Source organism: Cellulomonas algicola, from assembly GCF_019024305.1.
Classification (GTDB): domain Bacteria; phylum Actinomycetota; class Actinomycetes; order Actinomycetales; family Cellulomonadaceae; genus Cellulomonas; species Cellulomonas algicola.
On sequence record NZ_JAHKSJ010000024.1, the window covers coordinates 44,662 to 64,158 of the forward strand.

Genomic DNA, 19,497 nt, shown 5'->3' on the forward strand with positions numbered 1-19,497 from the left:
ACCACCGCCGGCACCCCGACCCCCGCGGCACCGAGCACGACGACGACACCCGCCGCCGCGACGCCCACCGGCACGCCCGGCGCGGCCGCCGCCGGCGGCACGCCCACGACGGCGCCGTGGGTCGCCCCCGAGGGCCCGATCGGCCGCATCCCGGTCGTCGACGTCTCCCCGGTCGCCGAGGAGGGCCGCTTCCCGGCGAAGGCGACCGTGGGCGAGGCCGTGCCGATCCGCGCGACGGTGTTCCGCGAGGGCCACGACGCGGTCGCCGCGACGGCGATCCTCATCGACCCCGACGGCGCCGAGCACGCACGCGCGCCGATGGTCGACATCGCGCCCGGGCTCGACCGCTTCGAGGCGCGCCTCGTCCCGGACCGCACGGGTGAGTGGTCGTTCCGCGTCGAGGGCTGGTCCGACCCGTTCGCGACGTGGGCGCACGACGCGACCATCAAGGTCGCGGCGGGCATCGACGTCGAGCTCATGCTGACCGAGGGCGCGCGCCTGCTGGAGCGTGCCGCGGCACGCCCGTCGACGGAGCTGCCCGAGGAGGCGGCGCGGGTGCTGCGCGACGCGGTCGCGGGGCTGCACGACACGACCCGGACGCCGGCCGACCGGCTCGCGGCGGGCCTGTCGCACGCCGTGCGCGGCACGCTCGCGGCGCACCCGTTCCGTGAGCTCGTCACGTCGTCGCGCGCCTACCCGCTGCGCGTCGAGCGCCCGCTCGCGCTCGCGGGGGCGTGGTACGAGATCTTCCCGCGCTCGCACGGCGCGACGCAGGACCCCCAGACCGGCGAGTGGCGCTCGGGCACGCTGCGGACGGCGGCGCAGGACCTGCCGCGCATCGCGGGCATGGGCTTCGACGTCGTGTACCTGACCCCGATCCACCCCATCGGCACGACGTACCGCAAGGGCCGCAACAACTCGCTCGACGCGCAGCCGGGCGACCCGGGCTCGCCGTACGCGATCGGCTCGCCGGACGGCGGCCACGACGCGATCGAGCCGAGCCTCGGCACCTTCGACGACTTCGACGCGTTCGTCGCGAGCGCGCGCGAGCTGGGCCTGGAGGTCGCGCTCGACGTCGCGCTGCAGTGCTCGCCGGACCACCCGTGGGTCACGGACCACCCGGAGTGGTTCACGACGCGCGCCGACGGGTCGATCGCGTACGCGGAGAACCCGCCGAAGAAGTACCAGGACATCTACCCGCTGAACTTCGACAACGACCCCGCGGGCATCTACCGCGAGGTCCGCCGGGTGCTGCAGGTGTGGATCGACCACGGCGTGACGCTGTTCCGCGTCGACAACCCGCACACCAAGCCGCTCGACTTCTGGGCGTGGCTCCTCGCCGACGTGCGCAAGGACCACCCCGAGGTGATCTTCCTGTCGGAGGCGTTCACGCGTCCGGCGATGATGCAGACGCTCGCGAAGATCGGGTTCCACCAGTCGTACACGTACTTCACGTGGCGGAACACCAAGGAGGAGCTCGAGACGTACCTCGCGGAGGTCTCGGGCGAGCAGGGCGCGTGGATGCGGCCGAGCTTCTGGCCGACGACGCACGACATCCTCCCGCCGTACCTGCAGGCGACGGGCGGCCGCGGCTTCGCGGTGCGCGCGGTGCTCGCGGCGACGGGCTCGCCGACGTGGGGGATCTACTCGGGCTACGAGCTCGTCGAGGACGTGCCGCGTCCGGGCGTGGACGAGCAGATCGACAACGAGAAGTACGAGCTCAAGCCGCGCGACTGGGCCGCGGCGGACGAGCTCGGCATCGCGCTGCTGCTCGGCAACCTCAACGCGGTCCGCCGCGCGCACCCGGCGCTGCAGCAGCTGCGCAACCTCGTCGTGCACCCGTCGACGGACGACGCGCTCGTCGCGTACTCGCGCCACCTCGACGCCGCGCACTCCCCGACGGGCCGCGCGGACACCGTCGTGACGATCGTCAACCTCGACACGTGGAACGCGCGCGAGGGCGTCGTGCAGCTGGACCTCGCGGCCCTCGGCCTGCCGGTGGACAGCCCGCTGCGCGCGCGCGACCTCCTGACCGGCGAGACGTGGGAGTGGGGCGCCGCACCCTGGGTGCGCCTCGACCCCGCCGTGCGGCCCGCGCACGTGATCCACCTGGAGGAGGCGTGACGACGCTGCCGCCGGTCCCCGACGTGCGCCTGCGCGAGCCCGCGCCCAACACGGGGCAGATCATGCTCACCGCGCTGCCGCCGAAGCGGCAGCCGACCGTCCCGGCGGCGTCCGAGGCGCGCCCGGGCCTGTCGGACGACCCGGACTGGTACCGGACGGCGGTCTTCTACGAGGTCATGCTGCGCTGCTTCTCGGACGCGACGGGCCAGGGCAGCGGCGACCTGCGCGGCCTCATCGACCGCCTGGACTACCTGCAGTGGCTCGGTATCGACTGCCTGTGGCTGCCGCCGTTCTACCCGTCGCCGCTGCGTGACGGCGGGTACGACGTGGCGGACTACACGGCGATCGCCGCGCAGTACGGCACGGTCGCGGACTTCCAGGAGCTGATCTCCGAGGCGCACGCGCGCGGGATGCGCCTGGTCATCGACCTGGTGATGAACCACACGAGCGACCAGCACCCGTGGTTCCAGGCGTCGCGCTCGGACCCCGAGGGCCCGTACGGCGACTTCTACGTGTGGAGCGACGACAACACGCGCTACCAGGACGCGCGCATCATCTTCGTCGACACCGAGACGTCGAACTGGACCTTCGACCCGGTGCGCCGGCAGTACTTCTGGCACCGGTTCTTCAGCCACCAGCCGGACCTCAACTTCGAGAACCCGCGCGTCGTCGAGGCGATGATGGACGTCGCCCGGTTCTGGCTGCGGATCGGCGTCGACGGGTTCCGCCTGGACGCGGTGCCGTACCTGTTCGAGGCCGAGGGCACGAACTGCGAGAACCTCCCCGAGACGCACGCGTTCCTGCGCGACGTGCGGCGCATGATCGACGAGGAGTTCCCCGGCCGGATCATGCTGGCCGAGGCGAACCAGTGGCCCGAGGACGTCGTGCACTACTTCGGCACCGAGGACGAGCCGGAGTGCCACATGTGCTTCCACTTCCCCGTGATGCCGCGCATCTACTACTCGCTGCGCGACCAGCGGGCGACGCCGATCGTCGACATCCTCGCGGACACCCCGCCCATCCCGAAGGGCGCGCAGTGGTCGACGTTCCTGCGCAACCACGACGAGCTCACGCTCGAGATGGTGTCGACCGAGGAGCGCGCGTCGATGTACGGCTGGTACGCGCCCGACTCGCGCATGCGCGCCAACGTCGGCATCCGCCGCCGGCTCGCTCCCCTGCTGGACAACTCCCGCAAGGAGATCGAGCTCGCGCACGCGCTCCTGCTGTCGCTGCCCGGCAGCCCGTGCCTGTACTACGGCGACGAGATCGGCATGGGCGACAACATCTGGCTGCCGGACCGCGACGCGGTGCGCACACCGATGCAGTGGACGCCCGACCGCAACGCGGGCTTCTCGACGGCCGACCCCGGCAAGCTCTACCTGCCGCTGGTGCAGTCGCTCGTGCACCACTACAGCCACACGAACGTCGAGGCGCAGCTCGCGCAGCCGACGTCGCTGCTGCACTGGGTGCGCGGCATGCTCACGGTCCGCCGCCGCTACCCGGCGCTCGGCAAGGGCGACTTCACGGTCGTGCCGTCGGACAACGAGTCGGTCCTGACGTTCCTGCGCGAGACCGAGGACCAGACGATCCTCGTCGTCGCGAACATGGCGTCGACCGCGCGGTCGGCGACGGTGACGCTGCCGGACCGCGTCGGCTGGACGATGCGCGACGTCTTCGGCGGTGCGGCGTTCCCGGCCGTGCGCGACGACGGGACCGCGCTGTTCACGCTCGGGTCGCGCGACTTCTACTGGCTCGAGCTCGACCCGCCGTCCGACGTCCCCGGCGCTCCCGGCGACGCGGGCGTGGGAGCGGGCGGCCGGCACGGCCGTGCGGGGGCACGATGACGCTCGTCGTCACCCCGCCCGACGACCTCGACGTCGCGCTGCTCGACGCGGTCCGCGACTGGCTGCCCGGGCGTCGGTGGTTCCCGGCGAAGGGCACGCAGGCGGAGCTCGCGCTGGTCGGCGGTCTGGCGCTCGCGGACGACGTACGCGTCCTCCTCGTCCGTGCCAAGGCGGGGTCGATCGACGCGGTCCTCCAGGTCCCGCTCGTCCTCGCGCCCGCGACCGGCGAGCACGACGGCGGACACGCGGGGGCGACGACCTCACCGACGGACGTCGTCGGCCACGTCGGCGGCCGCGCGGTCGTCGACGGAGCCGCCCACCCCGCGTTCGTCGCCGCGTGGCTGGCCGCCGCCGACGGCCCGGGGGCCCCGGTCGACCCGTCGACCGCCCGCGCGGTCTCGGGCGAGCAGTCGAACACCTCCGTCATCCTGCGCGCGGCCCCCGACGCGCCTGCCCCGGCGGCGATCCTCAAGGTGCTGCGCGCGGTCGCCGCGGGCGAGAACCCGGACGTCGACGTGCCGCGTCACCTGGTCGACGTCGGATCGGCCGACGTGCCGCCCCCGCTCGCCTGGCTGCAGGCGCGCTGGCCGGGTCCGTCGGGCGAGCAGGTCGAGGGCTACCTCGGCGCGATGAGCGCGTTCGTGCCGCAGGCCCAGGACGGGTTCGAGCTCGCGTGCGACGTCGCGCGGCGCGGCGAGCCGTTCGACGACCTGGCGCGCGAGCTCGGGGCGGTCGTGGCGGGCGTGCACGCGGACCTGGTCCGCGCGTTCGGCACGGACGCCGCGACCGCCCCGCAGGACGGCCCGGAGCAGGTCGCGGCCGCGGTCGCCAACCGCTTCGCGTGGGCCGTGTCCGCGGTCCCGCAGCTCACGCGCTTCGCGCCGGGGGTCGAGGCCGTGGTCGCGCAGGTCCGTGCGCTGGACGTCGCCCCGCCACGGCAGCGCGTGCACGGCGACCTCCACCTGGGCCAGGTCCTGAGGTCGGGGTCCCGCTGGTTCGTCACCGACTTCGAGGGTGAGCCGCTGGCCCCGCTCGCCGCACGCACGCGGCCGGACCTCGCGCTGCGCGACGTCGCGGGCATGCTGCGGTCGCTCGACTACGCGGCCGCGGTCGCCGGGCTGACCGGTGACGCGGCGCAGTCGTGGACGGACGCCGCGCGTGCGGCGCTGCTCGACGGGTACGCGGGTGCGGCGGTCGCGCAGCCGGTCGACGTCGACGCGGACGGTCGCGCGGTGCTCCTGCGCGCGCTCGAGCTCGACAAGACGCTCTACGAGGCCGTCTACGAGTCGCGCAACCGTCCGACGTGGCTGCCGATCCCGCTCGCGGGCCTGGAGCGCCTGGCCGGCTGAGCGAGGCGCACCGCTCGTCCGGGCGGTCCGGCGCATGCCGTCAGGCGCCCGTGGGCACCTCGAGCGACCGGTCGACGGTCATGCGCATGCCCGCCTGCCGTGGCGTGAGCTCGCTCTGCAGCACGAGCGCGGCGGCCCCGACGGCGGCGGCCTCGGGGGCGTTCGACGAGATGGCGACGCGCACGGTGTGGTTCCCGCGCGCGAAGAACGACTGCGCGAGCCGGGTCTCGACCTCGGGCACGTAGAGCGACCCGGCCATGGCGAACGCGGGGCCGGTGAGGACGACGAGCTCGAGGTCGAGCACGTTCGCGAGGGTCTGCGCGGCGACGCCGAGGTAGCGCGCGGACCGCTCGATGACCCGCAGCGGCTCCTCCTCCCCGCGGCTGGCGGCGCGGGCGAGCGTCGCGAAGTCCTCGGCGACGGTGCGCCCGGCGAGCTCGATGCCTGCGGCGCGCGCGGCGGCGACGACGGCGGCCGGGCCCGCGAGGGCCTCGACGCAGCCGCGGCTCCCGCACCAGCACTCGGGTCCGTCGAGGTCGACGCAGATGTGCCCGACCTCCCCCGCGTTGGAGCTGGCCCCGCGGAAGACCGTGCCGTCGACGATGATCCCGGCACCGATGCCCGTGCCCATGTAGAGCGCGGCGAAGGCGGACCCGGCGATGCCGCCGGACCAGTACTCCCCGATCGCGGCGGCGGTCGCGTCGTTGTCGAGCAGCACGGGCAGCCCGACGGCGTCCTCGAGCGCGGCCGCGAGCGGGAACTCGGTCCAGGCCTGCATGACGGGCGGCGTGAGGGTCATGCCGGTCGACGCGGTGATGGGCCCGGGCGAGACGACGCCGAGGCCGAGCACGCGCTCGGGGTCGACGCCGACGCGCGCGACGGTCGCGCGGATCTCGGCGGCGATGCGGGCGACGACCTCGCGCGGGTCGTCGGACCCGGCTCCGGGCCGCCGCCACCGCGCGACGATCGCACCGCCGAGGTTGGCGATGACGTAGGTGATGCCCGCGTGGTCGAGGTGCACGCCGACGGCGAAGCGCGCGTACGGGTCGAGCTCGAGCAGCATGCGCGGCTTGCCGCCCGTGGACTCGGCGCGCCCGACCTCGACGACGAGCCCGTCGTCGATGAGCCGGCGCACGACGGTCGAGATCGTGGCGGCGGTGAACCCGGTGGCGCGCGTGAGCTCGACGCGGCTGATGGTCCCCGCCGCGCGGATGAGGTCCAGGATCGCGGCGCGACTGCTCGCGTGCGCCGCGCCCAGGCCTGACTGGAGGCTGCTCACGGCACCGCCCTCTCTCGCGTGTCCCCTGCGCGCTCACCATAACGATCCGGGCACGAGGGGCCCCAGCGGCGACACGCACGTTGACTAACTTTGTTCACTTGCCTAAGAATGCCACGCGGAGCAGGGTTCGCGAATGACCCCGACGGTGACGAAGCCCCTCCACACCGGCCGGCACGCGGAGGTGCCGGCCCGACGAGAGGATCAAGGATGTTCCCTCAGAAGCGACGCACCCGCGTCCTGGCGGTCGCGGCCGCCACCACGGTCCTCGCCCTCACGGCTGCGTGCTCGGGCGGCGGGGGCGGCGACGAGGAGGCCAACGACGACGGCACCCCCTCGGGCGCGATCACGGTCCTGACCTGGCGCACGGACCTCGTCGAGGACGGCACCTTCGACGACTACGTCGAGAAGTTCAAGGCCGCGTACCCCGAGGTCACCGACGTCAAGGTCGAGGGCATCACCGACTACGAGGGCGAGGTGAAGACGCGCATGAGCACCGACAACTACGGTGACGTGCTCGCCATCCCCGGCTCGGTGACCCCCGACCAGTACGCCGACTTCTTCGAGCCCCTGGGCGACCAGGAGGAGATGGCGAAGGAGTACCAGTGGATCAACGACAAGTCCTTCGAGGGCAAGTCGTACGGCATCCCGGTCGTCGGCAACGTGCAGGGCTACGTCTACAACAAGCGCGTGTGGGAGGAGGCCGGCGTCACGGAGTTCCCCGACACGCCTGAGGCCTTCCTCGACGCGCTGCAGAAGATCAAGGACAACGGCGTCGAGATCGCGCCGCTGTACACCAACTACAAGGACGGCTGGCCGCTGTCGCAGTGGGACGGCTGGCTGGGCGCCGTCACGGCGGACCCCGACTGGAAGAACAAGATCGTCGAGTCCGACACCCCGTGGACCCCGGAGAGCGACTACGGCGTCGTCGACGGCCTCGTCTACCAGGCGGTCGCGGACGGCCTGACCGAGGCCGACCCGACCACGACGAACTGGGAGGAGTCGAAGCGTCTGCTCGGCACCGGCCAGGTCGCGACGATGGTGCTCGGCTCGTGGGCGATCCCGCAGATGCAGGCGGCCGCCGAGGCGGCGGGCGAGGACCCGGCGGACATCGCCTACGCCCCGACGCCCGTCAAGGTCGACGGCAAGTTCCACTCGGTCGCCGGCGGTGACTACAACCTCGGCATCAACGTGCACTCGAAGAACAAGGCGACCGCGCGCGCGTGGATCGACTGGTTCAACCACGAGTCGGGCTTCTCGGAGTCGCAGGCCGGGCTCTCGCCGATCATCGACGGCCCCGTGCCGGCCGCCCTCGAGGGCTTCGTGTCCGAGGTCGAGCTCATCACGCTGAACCCCGCCCCCGAGGGCAAGGAGGCGCTGTTCGGCGACATCGACAAGGCGTCGGGCATCGTCACCACGGACCCGAAGTTCCGTCAGCAGACCATCGACGACGCCCGCTCGGGCGCGCGCACCATCGAGCAGATCTTCGACGACCTCAACGCCAAGTGGGCCGAGGGTCGGGCGTCGGTCGCCTGAGAGGTCCTGCCATGACGACCGCTCCCTCGGGCCTCACGGGCCCGGCGACGGCGGCCGCGCAGCAGTCCGACGCGGTCCGCACCCCCCGGAAGCCCCGGGGCGGTGCGGGCCGCGGCACCGCGTGGTACCGCCGGCTCACGCCGTACTACTTCCTGCTGGTCCCCGTCGGGCTCCTGCTTCTGCTCACGTACGTCCCGGTCCTCAACATGTTCTGGTACTCGCTGACGGACTGGGACGGCCTCGACAAGACGAAGAACTTCGTGGGCGTCGAGAACTTCGTGGACGTGTTCACGGAGCCCGCGAACGTGCGGGTGTTCATCGTCTCGCTGTACTACTTCGTCGGGTCGTTCGTGCAGATGGCGCTCGCGCTGTACTTCGCGACGATCCTGTCGTTCAAGGTGCGCTTCAAGAACCTGTGGAAGGGCATCCTGTTCTTCCCGTACCTCATCAACGGCGTCGCGATCGGCCTGATCTTCCTCAACTTCCTCAAGCCGGGCGGCGGCCTCGACACGGTGCTGATGGCCGCCGGCCTGGAGAGCCTCATCCAGCAGTGGACGGGCGACCCCGACGTCGCCAACTACTCGCTCGCCGCGGTGTCCGTCTGGCGGTACATGGGCCTGAACTTCGTGATGTTCCTCGGCGCGATCCAGTCGATCAACTCGGAGATCTACGAGGCCGCGGAGATCGACGGCGCGAGCCGCTGGCAGCAGTTCTGGCACATCATCCTGCCGTCCATCCGGCCCATCGTCGGGCTGTCGTTCATCCTCGCGATCTCGGGCGCGCTGTCCGTCTTCGAGATCCCCTACGTCATGACCGGCGGCGCGAACGGCACGGAGACGTTCGTCATCCGCACCATCTGGACCGGCTTCGAGCGCAGCATGGTCGGCCTGGCCTCGGCCATGGCCGTGGTGCTGCTGCTGATCGTCCTGGTCATCACGTGGATCCAGCGCAAGGTCGTCCCCGACGAGGAGGTGGATCTCGCATGATCCGCGCCGTCACCGGCACCGCCAAGTACGTCTCGCTCGTCGTGGCGTCGATCGCGATGCTCCTGCCGCTGGGGCTCATCGTGTTCGGGTCCTTCAAGACCGACCAGGAGTTCCTCTCGACGGGTCCGATGACCCCGCCGGCCGACTGGTTCAACGTCGACAACTACGTCACCGCGTTCACGCGCGGCAACATGCTCGGCGCGTTCGGGAACACGGTCTTCATCTTCGCGGTGGCGATCGTCGGCACGATCCTCATCGGCGCGGCGACGGCCTACGCGCTCGACCGTTTCCGGTTCACCGGCCGGTCGTCGGTGCTGAAGCTGTTCCTGCTCGCGACGCTCGTCCCGGGCGTCACGACGCAGGTCGCGACGTTCCAGATCATCAACGGCCTGGGCCTCTACGACTCGCAGTTCGCGCTGATCCTGCTGTTCATGGGCACGGACATCATCTCGATCTACATCTTCCTGCAGTTCGTCCGCGCCATCCCCCGCTCGCTCGACGAGGCCGCGATGATCGAGGGCGCCGGGCATCTTCGGATCTTCTTCCAGATCATCCTGCCCAACCTCAAGCCGGCGATCGCGACCGTCGTCATCATCAAGGGCATCGGCATCTACAACGAGTTCTTCCTGCCGTTCCTCTACCTGCCGACCAAGTCGCTGCGCCCGATCTCGACGACCCTGTTCGACTTCAAGGGACCGTTCGGCGCGCAGTGGGAGGTCATCTCCGCGGGCGTCGTCATCACGATCATCCCGATCCTCGTGCTGTTCCTGTTCCTGCAGCGCTGGATCTACAACGGCTTCACCTCGGGCGCCACGAAGTAGCGCCCCGACGACGACGCGGGACCCGGCCGGCTCGACGGTCGGGTCCCGCGGCGCTCCAGTCCGGTGCCGCACGTGCCGACACCACCTGCATGGACGTCGGCACCCTCACCGTCGTGACCGTCGGCGCGGTGGCCATGACGGTGCGCGCCGTCGTCCGTCTCGCCCGCGGGCGCGCGTCGTTCCCCGCGCTCGGCGCGACCGCGCTGGTGCTGTGGATCGCGATCACCTGCGTCGCGGGCTTCCACGAGGTCCGCCACCACCACGCGCAGGCCGTCGCGACGGACGCCACCCGTGCCGCGTCCGGCGTCGCGGACGCCCAGGTCGTGTGCCGCCGCGTCGGTGCCGACTGGCTGGACCTCTCCGGCACGCTCGGCATGGTCCGCTACGACGACCCGCACACGTCGTTGCTCCGGGCGGAGACGTGCGCCCAGCTCGGCGGGTGGCTGTGGAGCTTCAAGCACGCGCCGTCGCTCGCGCAGGTGGTCGCGGTCCACGTCGTGTCGCACGAGGCGCAGCACGTGGCGGGCGAGTTCGACGAGGGGATCGCGGAGTGCCGCGCGGTCCGGCTCGACGCCGCGGTGGCGCAGCGGATGGGCGCCACGCCTTCGCAGGCGAACGCGCTCGTCGAGCGGTACGTCACCGAGGTCTACCCGCACCAGCGCCCGGAGTACCTGCGCGACTGCTCGACGGTGCCCTGACCCGGCGCGATCGCCCGTCCCCGCGCGCCTCAGGCCCGTGTCGCGCGCACGAGCACGAGGTGCTCCGGGAACAGCACGGGCGCCTGCAGCCCGACCTCCGCCAGCACGCGACCCGTGAGCCGCACGCCGTCGGGTGTCCACCACGGCAGCGACAGCCAGTGGCTCCCGAGGCCCTCGACGACGTCCCCGGGCGGCTGCGGCCGCACGTGGTACGTCGCGTCGGGGTCCAGCCCGGGGAACGTGAGCCGCCCCGTGGGCAGCGCGTCGGAGGTCGCGGTCGCGACGACGGCGAACAGCGCGTCGGAGCCGTCGGGCGCCACGACGCCGTGCACGTGGTGCGACGGGTCGGCGACGTCCGCGTGCACGCTCGTGCCGGTGTGCAGCAGCCCACGCAGGTCCTTGTAGGCGGCGACCCACGCCGCGAGCTCGGCCCGCTGTGCGTCGTCGGCCTCGCGCAGGTCCCACTCGATCCCGAGGTGCCCGAACAGCGCCGTGCCCGCGCGGAACGACAGGGCGTGCCGCCGCCCGGTGCTGTGCGCGGTGCCGGACCCGACGTGCGCGCCGATCAGCTCGAGCGGGACCAGCAGGTTCGTCCAGCGCTGGATCTGCTGCCGCTCGAGCGCGTCGATGCAGTCGCTCCCCCAGATCCGGTCGGTGCGCTCCAGGATCTCCAGGTCGACGCGCCCGCCGCCCGACGAGCACGACTCGATCTCCACGCCGGGGTGCCGCGCGCGCAGCTCGTCGAGCAGGCGGTAGACGGCGAGCGTCTGCCCGTGCACGCCCGCGACGCCGGCGTGGCCCGCGTCGACGAGGTCGCGGTTGTGGTCCCACTTGAGGTACCCGATCGCGTACTCGGTGAGCAGCGCGTCGAGCCGTTCGAGGATGTGGGCGTACGCCTCGGGGTGCGCCAGGTCGAGCACCTGCTGGTGCCGGGCCGGGCGCGGGAGGCGCGACGGGACGCGCAGGATCCAGTCCGGGTGCGCCCGGGCCAGGTCCGAGTCGGGGTTGACCATCTCCGGCTCGACCCACAGCCCGAACTGCAGGCCCAGCCCGGTCACGTGGTCGACGAGCGGGTGCAGCCCGTCCGGCCAGACGTCGGCGGAGACGTACCAGTCCCCCAGCCCGCGCGTGTCGTCGCGCCGCGACCCGAACCACCCGTCGTCGAGGACGTACCGCTCCGCGCCGATCGCGGCGGCCGCGTCGGCGAGCTCGGTGAGCCGGCCGAGGTCGTGCTGGAAGTAGACGGCCTCCCACGTGTTGAGCGTGACGGGCCGGGGCGAGCGCGGGTGCTGCGGGCGCGCCCGCAGCCAGCGGTGGAACCGGCCCGCGAGCGCGTCGAGCCCGACGCCCCAGGACCCGTAGACCCACGGGCTCGTGTACGACTCCCCGGGGGCGAGCCGCACCTCCCCCGGGCTCAGCAGCTCCCCTCCGCCGAGCAGGCCCGGGTGGTAGTGGCTGCGCTCGGCGAGCGTGCGGTGGTTGCCGGACCACGCGGTGTGCACGCCCCAGACCTGCCCGCTGCGGTGCCCGAACGACGGCGTCCCGGCGACGAGCACGAGCGCGGTGTCGTACCCGGTCCGTCCGCGGCGGTTGTCGCGCAGACGCGTGCCGTGCGTGAACGCGGTTCGCTGGGGGCTGCGCTCACGCGCCCAACGTCCGGTGAAGTCGAGCAGCTCGGTCGCGGCGGCGGGCACGGGCAGCGTGAGCAGCAGCCCGTCGACCGCGTACGCGTCGTCGGCGGTGTTGGTCAGCGTGCCGCGCTGCCGCACGAGCCCGTGCGCGGTGAGCTCGAGGACGAGCTCGAGCGCGAGCCCGGCCGCGTCGTCCGCTGCCTGCACGACGAGGCGCTGCGTCCCGTCGCCCGTGCGGTCCACGCGGTGCCCGGTGACGGTGAACGCCGTCGAGAAGTCCCGCCCGTCGCGCGACCCCGTGAGCCCGGGTGTGCCGAGGTGCCCGGCCGACTGCTCGGGCAGGACCGCGGCAGCCACCTCGCCGTCGACCGGGAAGCCGATGGGCAGGGGGCGCGACGCGAACCGCAGGTCGGCGAGCACGGACGCGTCGAGGTCGCCGAGGTCCGCGCCCCAGTGCAGCACGCGCGGGAGCGTGCCGTCGGCGAGGTCGACGACGACGCTCACGCCGTCCGCGCGCAGGTGGAGGAGGTCGGTGGTCGGGCGGGTGACCGGGACGTCGGCGTCCCGCTGCTCGGTGCTCACCCGACCAGTCTGGCATGTGATTGACTTACTTTATTCAGTTGTCTAACAATGGTCGCGGGTACCAGGCCGCCCCCTCGACCTCCGCTCGGAGGTCGCCGGGCCGCTCGCGACGACGCGGGTGGGCACGCCGGGCCCGCGGACCCAGGAGCGCGCGTCGATGATCACCCAGGACCTCCCCGACGGCTGGACGCTGACCGCCGTCGCCGGCCCCGTCCCCGCCGAGCTCGTCGGCGTGCGCGTCCGGGCGCGCGTGCCGGGCACGAGCCACACCGCGCTGCTCGACGAGGGCCTGATCCCCGACCCGTACCTCGACCGCAACGAGGACGTGCTCGCCTGGATGCGACGCACCGACTGGGCGTACGAGCGCCAGCTCGACCTCGACCCCGCCGCCGACGACGAGCGCGTCGACCTGGTCTTCGACGGCATCGACACGGTCGCCACCCTGACGCTCGACGGCCACGAGCTCGGCCGGACCGCCAACCAGCACCGCTCCTACCGCTTCGACGTACGCGGCCTGCTGCGCCCCGACACGCAGCGCCTGCGCGTGCTCCTGCACTCCGCGATCGTGCACGCCGAGTCGGAGGCCGAGCGCCTCGGGGCCCGCCCGCTCGCGTACCCGCAGCCGTTCAACATGGTCCGCAAGATGGCCTGCTCGTTCGGCTGGGACTGGGGACCGGACCTGCAGACGGCCGGGCTGTGGAAGCCCGTGCGCGTCGAGCGCTGGCGCACCGCGCGCCTCGCGCAGGTCCGCCCGCTGGTGACCGTCGACGCCGACGGCACCGGACGCGTCCGGGTGCACGCGGACCTCGAGCGCTCCGGCCTGCCCGGCGGCGACCTCCCCGTCACGGTCCGCGCGCGCGTGCTCGGCGCCGACGTCACGGTCGTCGTGCCACGGGACCGGACCGAGGCGGTCGTCGAGCTCGAGGTCCCCCACGCACCCCTGTGGTGGCCCGTCGGCCACGGCTCGCAGCCGCTGCCCGAGCTCACCGTCACGCTCGGCACCGCGTCCGCCGACGACCCGCTCGACACGTGGACGCGCCGCATCGGCTTCCGCACGGTCGAGGTCGACACCGCCCCCGACGACGACGGCACGCCCTTCACGTTCCGCGTCAACGGCCGCCCGATCTTCGTCAAGGGCGCCAACTGGATCCCCGACGACCACCTGCTCACCCGGATCACCCGCGAGCGCCTGACCCGCCGGTTCGACCAGGCCGTCGAGGCGAACCTCAACCTGCTGCGCGTGTGGGGCGGGGGCATCTACGAGTCCGACGACTTCTACGAGCTCGCCGACGAGCGCGGCCTGCTCGTGTGGCAGGACTTCCTGCTCGCGTGCGCCGCGTATCCCGAGGAGCAGCCCATCTGGGACGAGCTCGAGGCCGAGGCCCGCGAGAACGTCGCGCGCCTCACCCCGCACCCGTCGCTCGTGCTCTGGAACGGCGGCAACGAGAACCTGTGGGGCTTCATGGACTGGGGCTGGCAGGAGGACCTGCAGGGCCGCACCTGGGGTCTGCGCATCGCGACCGAGCTGCTCAAGGGCGTCGTCGCCGAGCTCGACCCGACGCGCCCCTACGCCGACGGCTCGCCGTACTCGCCGGGCTTCGCGCTCGACGAGGTCCACCCCAACCACCCGGACCACGGCACCCACCACGAGTGGGAGGTCTGGAACCGCGTCGACTACACCGTCTACCGCGACGACGTCCCGCGATTCTGCTCGGAGTTCGGATTCCAGGGCCCGCCCACGTGGACCACGCTGACGCGCGCGGTCCGCACCGACGACGGCGGTCCGCTCACCAAGGACGACCCGACGTTCCTCCTGCACCAGAAGGCCGACGACGGCAACGGCAAGCTCGACCGCGGCCTCGCGCCGCACCTCGGGGTGCCCGACGACTTCGCCGACTGGCACTGGGCGACGCAGCTCAACCAGGCGCGCGCGGTCGCGTTCGCGATCGAGCACTACCGCTCGTGGTGGCCGCGCACGGCCGGCGCGATCGTCTGGCAGCTCAACGACTGCTGGCCCGTGACCTCCTGGGCGGCCGTCGACGGCGACGAGCGCCCCAAGCCCTTGTGGCACGCGCTCCGGCGCGCCTACGCCCCGCGCCTCCTGACGGTCCAGCCGCGCGACGACCGGGACATGCTCGCGGTGGTCAACGACACGGCCGGCATCTGGCAGGGCGTCGTCCACCTCTCGCGGCGCCGGCTCGACGGCACGACGCTCGCCGAGGTCGAGCTCGCGCTCGCCGTCGGTGCCTGGTCGGTGGGCCTGTTCGGCCTGCCGTCCGAGGTCGCGACCCCCGACGACCCCACCGGCGAGGTCCTCGTCGCGCGGCTCGGCGACGTGCAGACCGTCCACACCTGGGTCGAGGACGTCGACCTCGCGCTCGACCCCTCGCCCCTCACCGCGACCGTGACGCCCGTGCAGGACGGCTACCGCGTCGACGTCACCGCCCGGTCCCTCGCGCGCTCGGTCACGCTGCACGTCGACCGGTTCGACCCCGACGCGGTCGTCGACACCGCGCTCGTCGACGTCCCGGGCGGCGAGACCGCGTCCTTCCACGTCCGCACCACCGTCCGCGCCGACCCCGAGGCACTGACCCGTCCCCCCGTCCTGCGCACGGCCAACGACGTCGTCGTCCCCCGTGCCCCGCAGACGGCGGCCGGCGCCGCGCGTGACCTCGAGTCGTCCCGCTGACCTGCGCACGCCCGCCAGTACGCTGGCGGGCGTGACGCACGGCATGGATGCGGTCGGACTGGTCCTCGCCCGGCCTGCCCGGATGCTCGGCCTCGAGCCCTTCTTCATGGAGCTCATCGCCGGGATCGAGGAGTCGCTCGCGGTCGAGGGGCGCTCGTTGCTGCTGCACGTCGTCCCCGACCACGACGCAGAGATCGCCGCCTACCGGCGTTGGGGCGAGGGCAGGCTGGTCGACGCGGTCGTCGTCGTCAACCTCGCGCTCGAGGACCACCGGCTCGCAGTGCTGGGCGAGCTCGGCATCCCGACGGTCGTCGTCGGCGGACCGACGCCCGACCTGCCGTTCGCCAACGTGTGGATCGACAACGGCCAGGCGATGCGCGACGCCGTCGGCCACCTCGTCGGCCTCGGCCACCTGCGCCTCGCGCGCGTGTCGGGCCCCCGCACGCTCGCGCACACCCAGGCCCGGACCGAGGCGTTCGTCGCCGAGTGCGCACGCCTGGGCGCCCAGGGCAGCGTCGTCGAGGGCGACTACGGCGAGGAGTCCGCGACCCGCGCGACGCGTGCGCTGCTCGGCCGCGGCTCGCCGCCGTCCGCGATCATCTTCGACAACGACGTCATGGCCATCGCCGGCCTGCGCGTCGCCGCCGAGATGGGCGTGCCCGTCCCCGAGCGCCTCTCGCTGCTCGCCTGGGACGACTCGGCACTCTGCCGCCTCGCGAGCCCCGCCCTGTCCGCGATGAGCCTCGACGTGCACGCCATGGGCGTCCAGGTCGCCGACTGCGTGCTGAACCTCCTCGCGGACGGTCCCGTCACCTCGTACACCGCGCCGCAGCCCCGGCTCGTGACGCGCGGCACCACCGCACCGCCCGCGCGGACGCCCTGACACCCCTTCGTGACCTGCGCCGCAAGGCGTCCACCTGCGCAGACGCGTCACGGGTGGTTGGGTAGGAGGATGAGCACGGCGCCCGCCCCGGTCCCTGTCGACTCCGGCACGCTGAGCGCGGTGGCGCACGGCAGCTACTACGACCCGCACGGGGTGCTGGGCCCGCACGTCGGCGACGGCGGCGTCACGATCCGCTCGCTGCGCCCGCTCGCCGACAAGGTCGTCGTCATCACGGCGGACACCCGCGTGCCCGCGCAGCACGAGCAGGACGGCATCTGGGTCGCGGTCCTCCCCGGCACCGACGTGCCCGACTACCGCATCGAGGTGACGTACGGCGACGACGTGCACCTCGGCGACGACCCGTACCGCTTCCTGCCGACGGTCCAGGAGCTCGACCGCCACCTCATCCGCGAGGGCCGCCACGAGCAGCTGTGGACCGTCCTCGGCGCGCGCGTCCGCACCTACCCCGGCGTCCTGGGCGAGGTCCAGGGCACGTCGTTCGCCGTGTGGGCGCCCAACGCGCAGGCCGTGCGCGTCGTCGGTGACTTCAACTACTGGCAGGGCGCGACGCACGCGATGCGCTCGCTCGGCGACAGCGGCGTCTGGGAGATCTTCGCGCCGGGCGTCGGCGCCGGCTCGCGCTACAAGTTCGAGATCCTCGGCCGCGACGGCTCCTGGCGGCAGAAGGCCGACCCCATGGCCCGCGGCACCGAGGTCCCGCCCGCCACGGCGTCGGTCGTCGTCGAGACGAGCCACGCGTGGTCCGACGACGAGTGGATGACCGCCCGCACCCAGCGCGACCCGCACACCGGCCCGCTCAGCATCTACGAGGTGCACCTCGGCTCGTGGCGCCAGGGCCTGTCCTACCGCGAGCTCGCGCACCAGCTCACCGAGTACGTCCTCGACCTCGGCTTCACGCACGTCGAGTTCCTGCCCGTCTCCGAGCACCCGTTCGGCGGCTCGTGGGGCTACCAGGTCTCGTCGTACTTCGCGCCGACGTCCCGGTTCGGCCACCCCGACGACTTCAAGTTCCTCGTCGACACCCTCCACCGCGCCGGCATCGGCGTCATCATCGACTGGGTCCCCGCGCACTTCCCGAAGGACGAGTGGGCCCTCGCGCAGTTCGACGGCACGCCGCTCTACGAGCACCCCGACCCGCTGCTCGGCGAGCACCCCGACTGGGGCACCTACGTCTTCAACTTCGGCCGGTCCGAGGTCCGCAACTTCCTCGTCGCGAACGCCGTCTACTGGCTCGAGGAGTTCCACGTCGACGGCCTGCGCGTCGACGCCGTCGCCTCGATGCTCTACCTCGACTACTCGCGCCGCCCGGGCCAGTGGCGCCCGAACAAGTACGGCGGCCGCGAGAACCTCGACGCGATCTCGTTCATGCAGGAGGCCAACGCGACCGCCTACAAGCGCGCGCCCGGCATTCTCATGATCGCCGAGGAGTCCACCGCCTGGCCCGGCGTGACCGCCCCCACCGACGGCAACGGCCTCGGGTACGGCCTGAAGTGGAACATGGGCTGGATGAACGACACGCTCCGCTACGCCTCGGAGCAGCCCATCCACAAGCGGTACCACCACCACGAGGTCACGTTCTCGATGGTGTACGCCTACTCCGAGCGCTTCGTGCTGCCCATCTCGCACGACGAGGTCGTCCACGGCAAGGGCTCGCTCTACGAGCGCATGCCCGGCGACCACTGGCAGAAGCTCGCCGGTGTCCGCGGACTCCTCGCCTACCAGTGGACCCACCCGGGCAAGCAGCTGCTCTTCATGGGCAGCGAGTTCGCGCAGCAGACCGAGTGGGCCGAGTCGCGCTCACTCGACTGGCACGCCCTCGACGACTCCCTGCACGCCGGAGTCCGCGACAGCATCCGCGACCTCAACCGCGTCTACCGCGAGAACCCGGCCCTGTGGGAGCTGGACCACTCCCCCGAGGGCTTCGAGTGGATCGACTCGAACGACGCCGACCGCAACACCCTCGCGTACCTCCGCAAGGCCGTCGACGGCCCGCCCGCCGCGGTCGTGATCAACTTCGCCGGCGTCCCCCACGAGGACTACCGCCTGGCCCTGCCGTCCGGCGGCCGCTGGCGTGAGGCCTTCAACTCCGACTCGGAGAGCTACGGCGGCTCGGGCGTCGGCAACCTCGGCGCCGTGGACGCCGAACCCGTCCCGCACTACGGCCGCCCCTACTCAGCCTCCGTGCGCATCCCGCCGTTCGGCGCGGTCATCTTCGTCGCCGAGGACACCACCCCCGCCTGACTCCGCGCCGCACTGCACTGCACCCCAGCGCGGGGAGCACGCCGTACACGCGACGACGCTGCCCATCCACCTCGGACCCGAGGCGTCTTCACGCGGTCGACGTCCGCAGTCCGGCGCGCACGCGCGCAGCGGCCTCGTCGAGCTCGAGACGCGGCCGCACGCGCCAGTCGGCCGAGATCCGGAACCCGTCCCCCGGCGTCCGCGGGAAGACATGCAGGTGGAGATGGAAGACCTCCTGGAACGCAGCCTCCCCGTCCGCGAGGAACAGGTTCACGCCGTCGCACGGCAGGTCAGACGCACGCAGCGCCGCCGCCACCCGCTGGCCCGCTCGGAACACAGCAGCCCCGAGGCCCTCGTCGACGTCGGCCAGGTAGGGCCGGTGCTCCTTCGGGACGACCAGGACGTGCCCGGTGGTCACCGGCTGCAGGTCCATGAACGCGAGGACGTCGTCGTCCTCGTACACCGGGCTGGACTCGAGCTCACCGGCCACGATCAGGCAGAACACACAGTCGTCGTCCCTCACCATGCGCCCACCCTGCCCGACCGGCCGTCGACGGGGCACGACATATCGAGCCCGACACGCCGCCGCGTCACACCCAGCCCGACCCGCCAGCCCCGCCCGCCGGCGCCGACGACCACCATGGGAGAAAGGCGCCAGGAGCCGGATGGCGAAGCACAGGAGCGCGCCGAAACACTGAGCGCCGTCCCGGCGTCGCACCCGGTTCCGGCCCCGCACCAGGACAACCGCCGATATCTCCGGGAACAGAAGTCTCCAGAAACAGAAAGAGCCACCCCATTGCTGGGGTGGCTCTTTCT

At 72.6% G+C, this 19,497-nt stretch carries 13 protein-coding genes; 10 read left to right on the top strand and 3 right to left on the bottom strand.

The window, feature by feature from the left end:
• Positions 1-138: 138 nt before the first annotated feature.
• The 3 genes from KOV94_RS17055 to KOV94_RS17065 all read left to right on the top strand — a co-directional run bounded on the left by KOV94_RS17055 (position 139) and on the right by KOV94_RS17065 (position 5,317).
• Complete coding sequence (locus KOV94_RS17055) at positions 139-2,124, top strand: alpha-1,4-glucan--maltose-1-phosphate maltosyltransferase (RefSeq protein ID WP_308160620.1); 1,986 nt, start codon at positions 139-141, stop codon at positions 2,122-2,124.
• Positions 2,125-2,186: 62 nt separating this feature from the next.
• The gene (gene treS / locus KOV94_RS17060; protein WP_225916897.1) at positions 2,187-3,968 is read left to right on the top strand and encodes a maltose alpha-D-glucosyltransferase; all 1,782 of its coding nucleotides are present in this window, start codon (positions 2,187-2,189) and stop codon (positions 3,966-3,968) included.
• Positions 3,965-5,317, top strand: coding sequence for a maltokinase N-terminal cap-like domain-containing protein (locus KOV94_RS17065; protein WP_218052706.1), 1,353 nt, complete (start codon positions 3,965-3,967; stop codon positions 5,315-5,317). Before treS ends, KOV94_RS17065 begins: the two co-directional genes overlap by 4 nt.
• A 40-nt stretch (positions 5,318-5,357) precedes the next feature.
• Here KOV94_RS17065 and KOV94_RS17070 read toward each other — a convergent pair whose 3' ends face one another.
• A complete protein-coding gene (locus KOV94_RS17070; protein WP_124341926.1) occupies positions 5,358-6,596 on the bottom strand; it encodes an ROK family transcriptional regulator in 1,239 nt (412 codons plus the stop codon).
• A 207-nt stretch (positions 6,597-6,803) separates the two neighbouring features.
• Here KOV94_RS17070 and KOV94_RS17075 point away from each other — a divergent pair, with 207 nt between their 5' ends.
• The 4 genes from KOV94_RS17075 to KOV94_RS17090 all read left to right on the top strand — a co-directional run bounded on the left by KOV94_RS17075 (position 6,804) and on the right by KOV94_RS17090 (position 10,634).
• Complete coding sequence (locus KOV94_RS17075; RefSeq protein ID WP_218052707.1) at positions 6,804-8,129, top strand: ABC transporter substrate-binding protein; 1,326 nt, start codon at positions 6,804-6,806, stop codon at positions 8,127-8,129.
• A gap of 11 nt (positions 8,130-8,140) precedes the next feature.
• Complete coding sequence (locus KOV94_RS17080) at positions 8,141-9,115, top strand: carbohydrate ABC transporter permease (RefSeq protein ID WP_218052708.1); 975 nt, start codon at positions 8,141-8,143, stop codon at positions 9,113-9,115.
• Entirely contained in the window at positions 9,112-9,936 is an 825-nt protein-coding gene (locus tag KOV94_RS17085; protein ID WP_162351286.1) for a carbohydrate ABC transporter permease, read from the top strand. The genes KOV94_RS17080 and KOV94_RS17085 overlap by 4 nt, the downstream gene beginning before the upstream one ends.
• A gap of 89 nt (positions 9,937-10,025) precedes the next feature.
• Positions 10,026-10,634: a hypothetical protein gene (locus KOV94_RS17090; RefSeq protein WP_218052709.1), complete on the top strand. Its 609-nt coding sequence runs from the start codon at positions 10,026-10,028 to the stop codon at positions 10,632-10,634.
• Between the two features lie 29 nt (positions 10,635-10,663).
• Here the strand turns inward: KOV94_RS17090 and KOV94_RS17095 are convergent, their stop codons facing one another.
• Entirely contained in the window at positions 10,664-12,847 is a 2,184-nt protein-coding gene (locus KOV94_RS17095; RefSeq protein ID WP_124341930.1) for an alpha-galactosidase, read from the bottom strand.
• Between the two features lie 157 nt (positions 12,848-13,004).
• Between KOV94_RS17095 and KOV94_RS17100 the strand changes: the two genes are divergently transcribed.
• The 3 genes from KOV94_RS17100 to glgB all read left to right on the top strand — a co-directional run bounded on the left by KOV94_RS17100 (position 13,005) and on the right by glgB (position 18,681).
• Positions 13,005-15,536: a glycoside hydrolase family 2 protein gene (locus tag KOV94_RS17100; protein WP_218052710.1), complete on the top strand. Its 2,532-nt coding sequence runs from the start codon at positions 13,005-13,007 to the stop codon at positions 15,534-15,536.
• 31 nt (positions 15,537-15,567) lie between these two features.
• The gene (locus KOV94_RS17105; protein WP_235843346.1) at positions 15,568-16,419 is read left to right on the top strand and encodes a LacI family DNA-binding transcriptional regulator; all 852 of its coding nucleotides are present in this window, start codon (positions 15,568-15,570) and stop codon (positions 16,417-16,419) included.
• A gap of 69 nt (positions 16,420-16,488) precedes the next feature.
• On the top strand, positions 16,489-18,681 hold the full coding sequence (gene glgB, locus KOV94_RS17110) for a 1,4-alpha-glucan branching protein GlgB (protein WP_218052711.1): 2,193 nt from the start codon (positions 16,489-16,491) through the stop codon (positions 18,679-18,681).
• A gap of 88 nt (positions 18,682-18,769) precedes the next feature.
• On the opposite strand, the gene KOV94_RS17115 is transcribed toward glgB, so the two are convergent.
• On the bottom strand, positions 18,770-19,207 hold the full coding sequence (locus KOV94_RS17115; protein WP_225916889.1) for an HIT family protein: 438 nt from the start codon (positions 19,205-19,207) through the stop codon (positions 18,770-18,772).
• Positions 19,208-19,497: the final 290 nt, after the last annotated feature.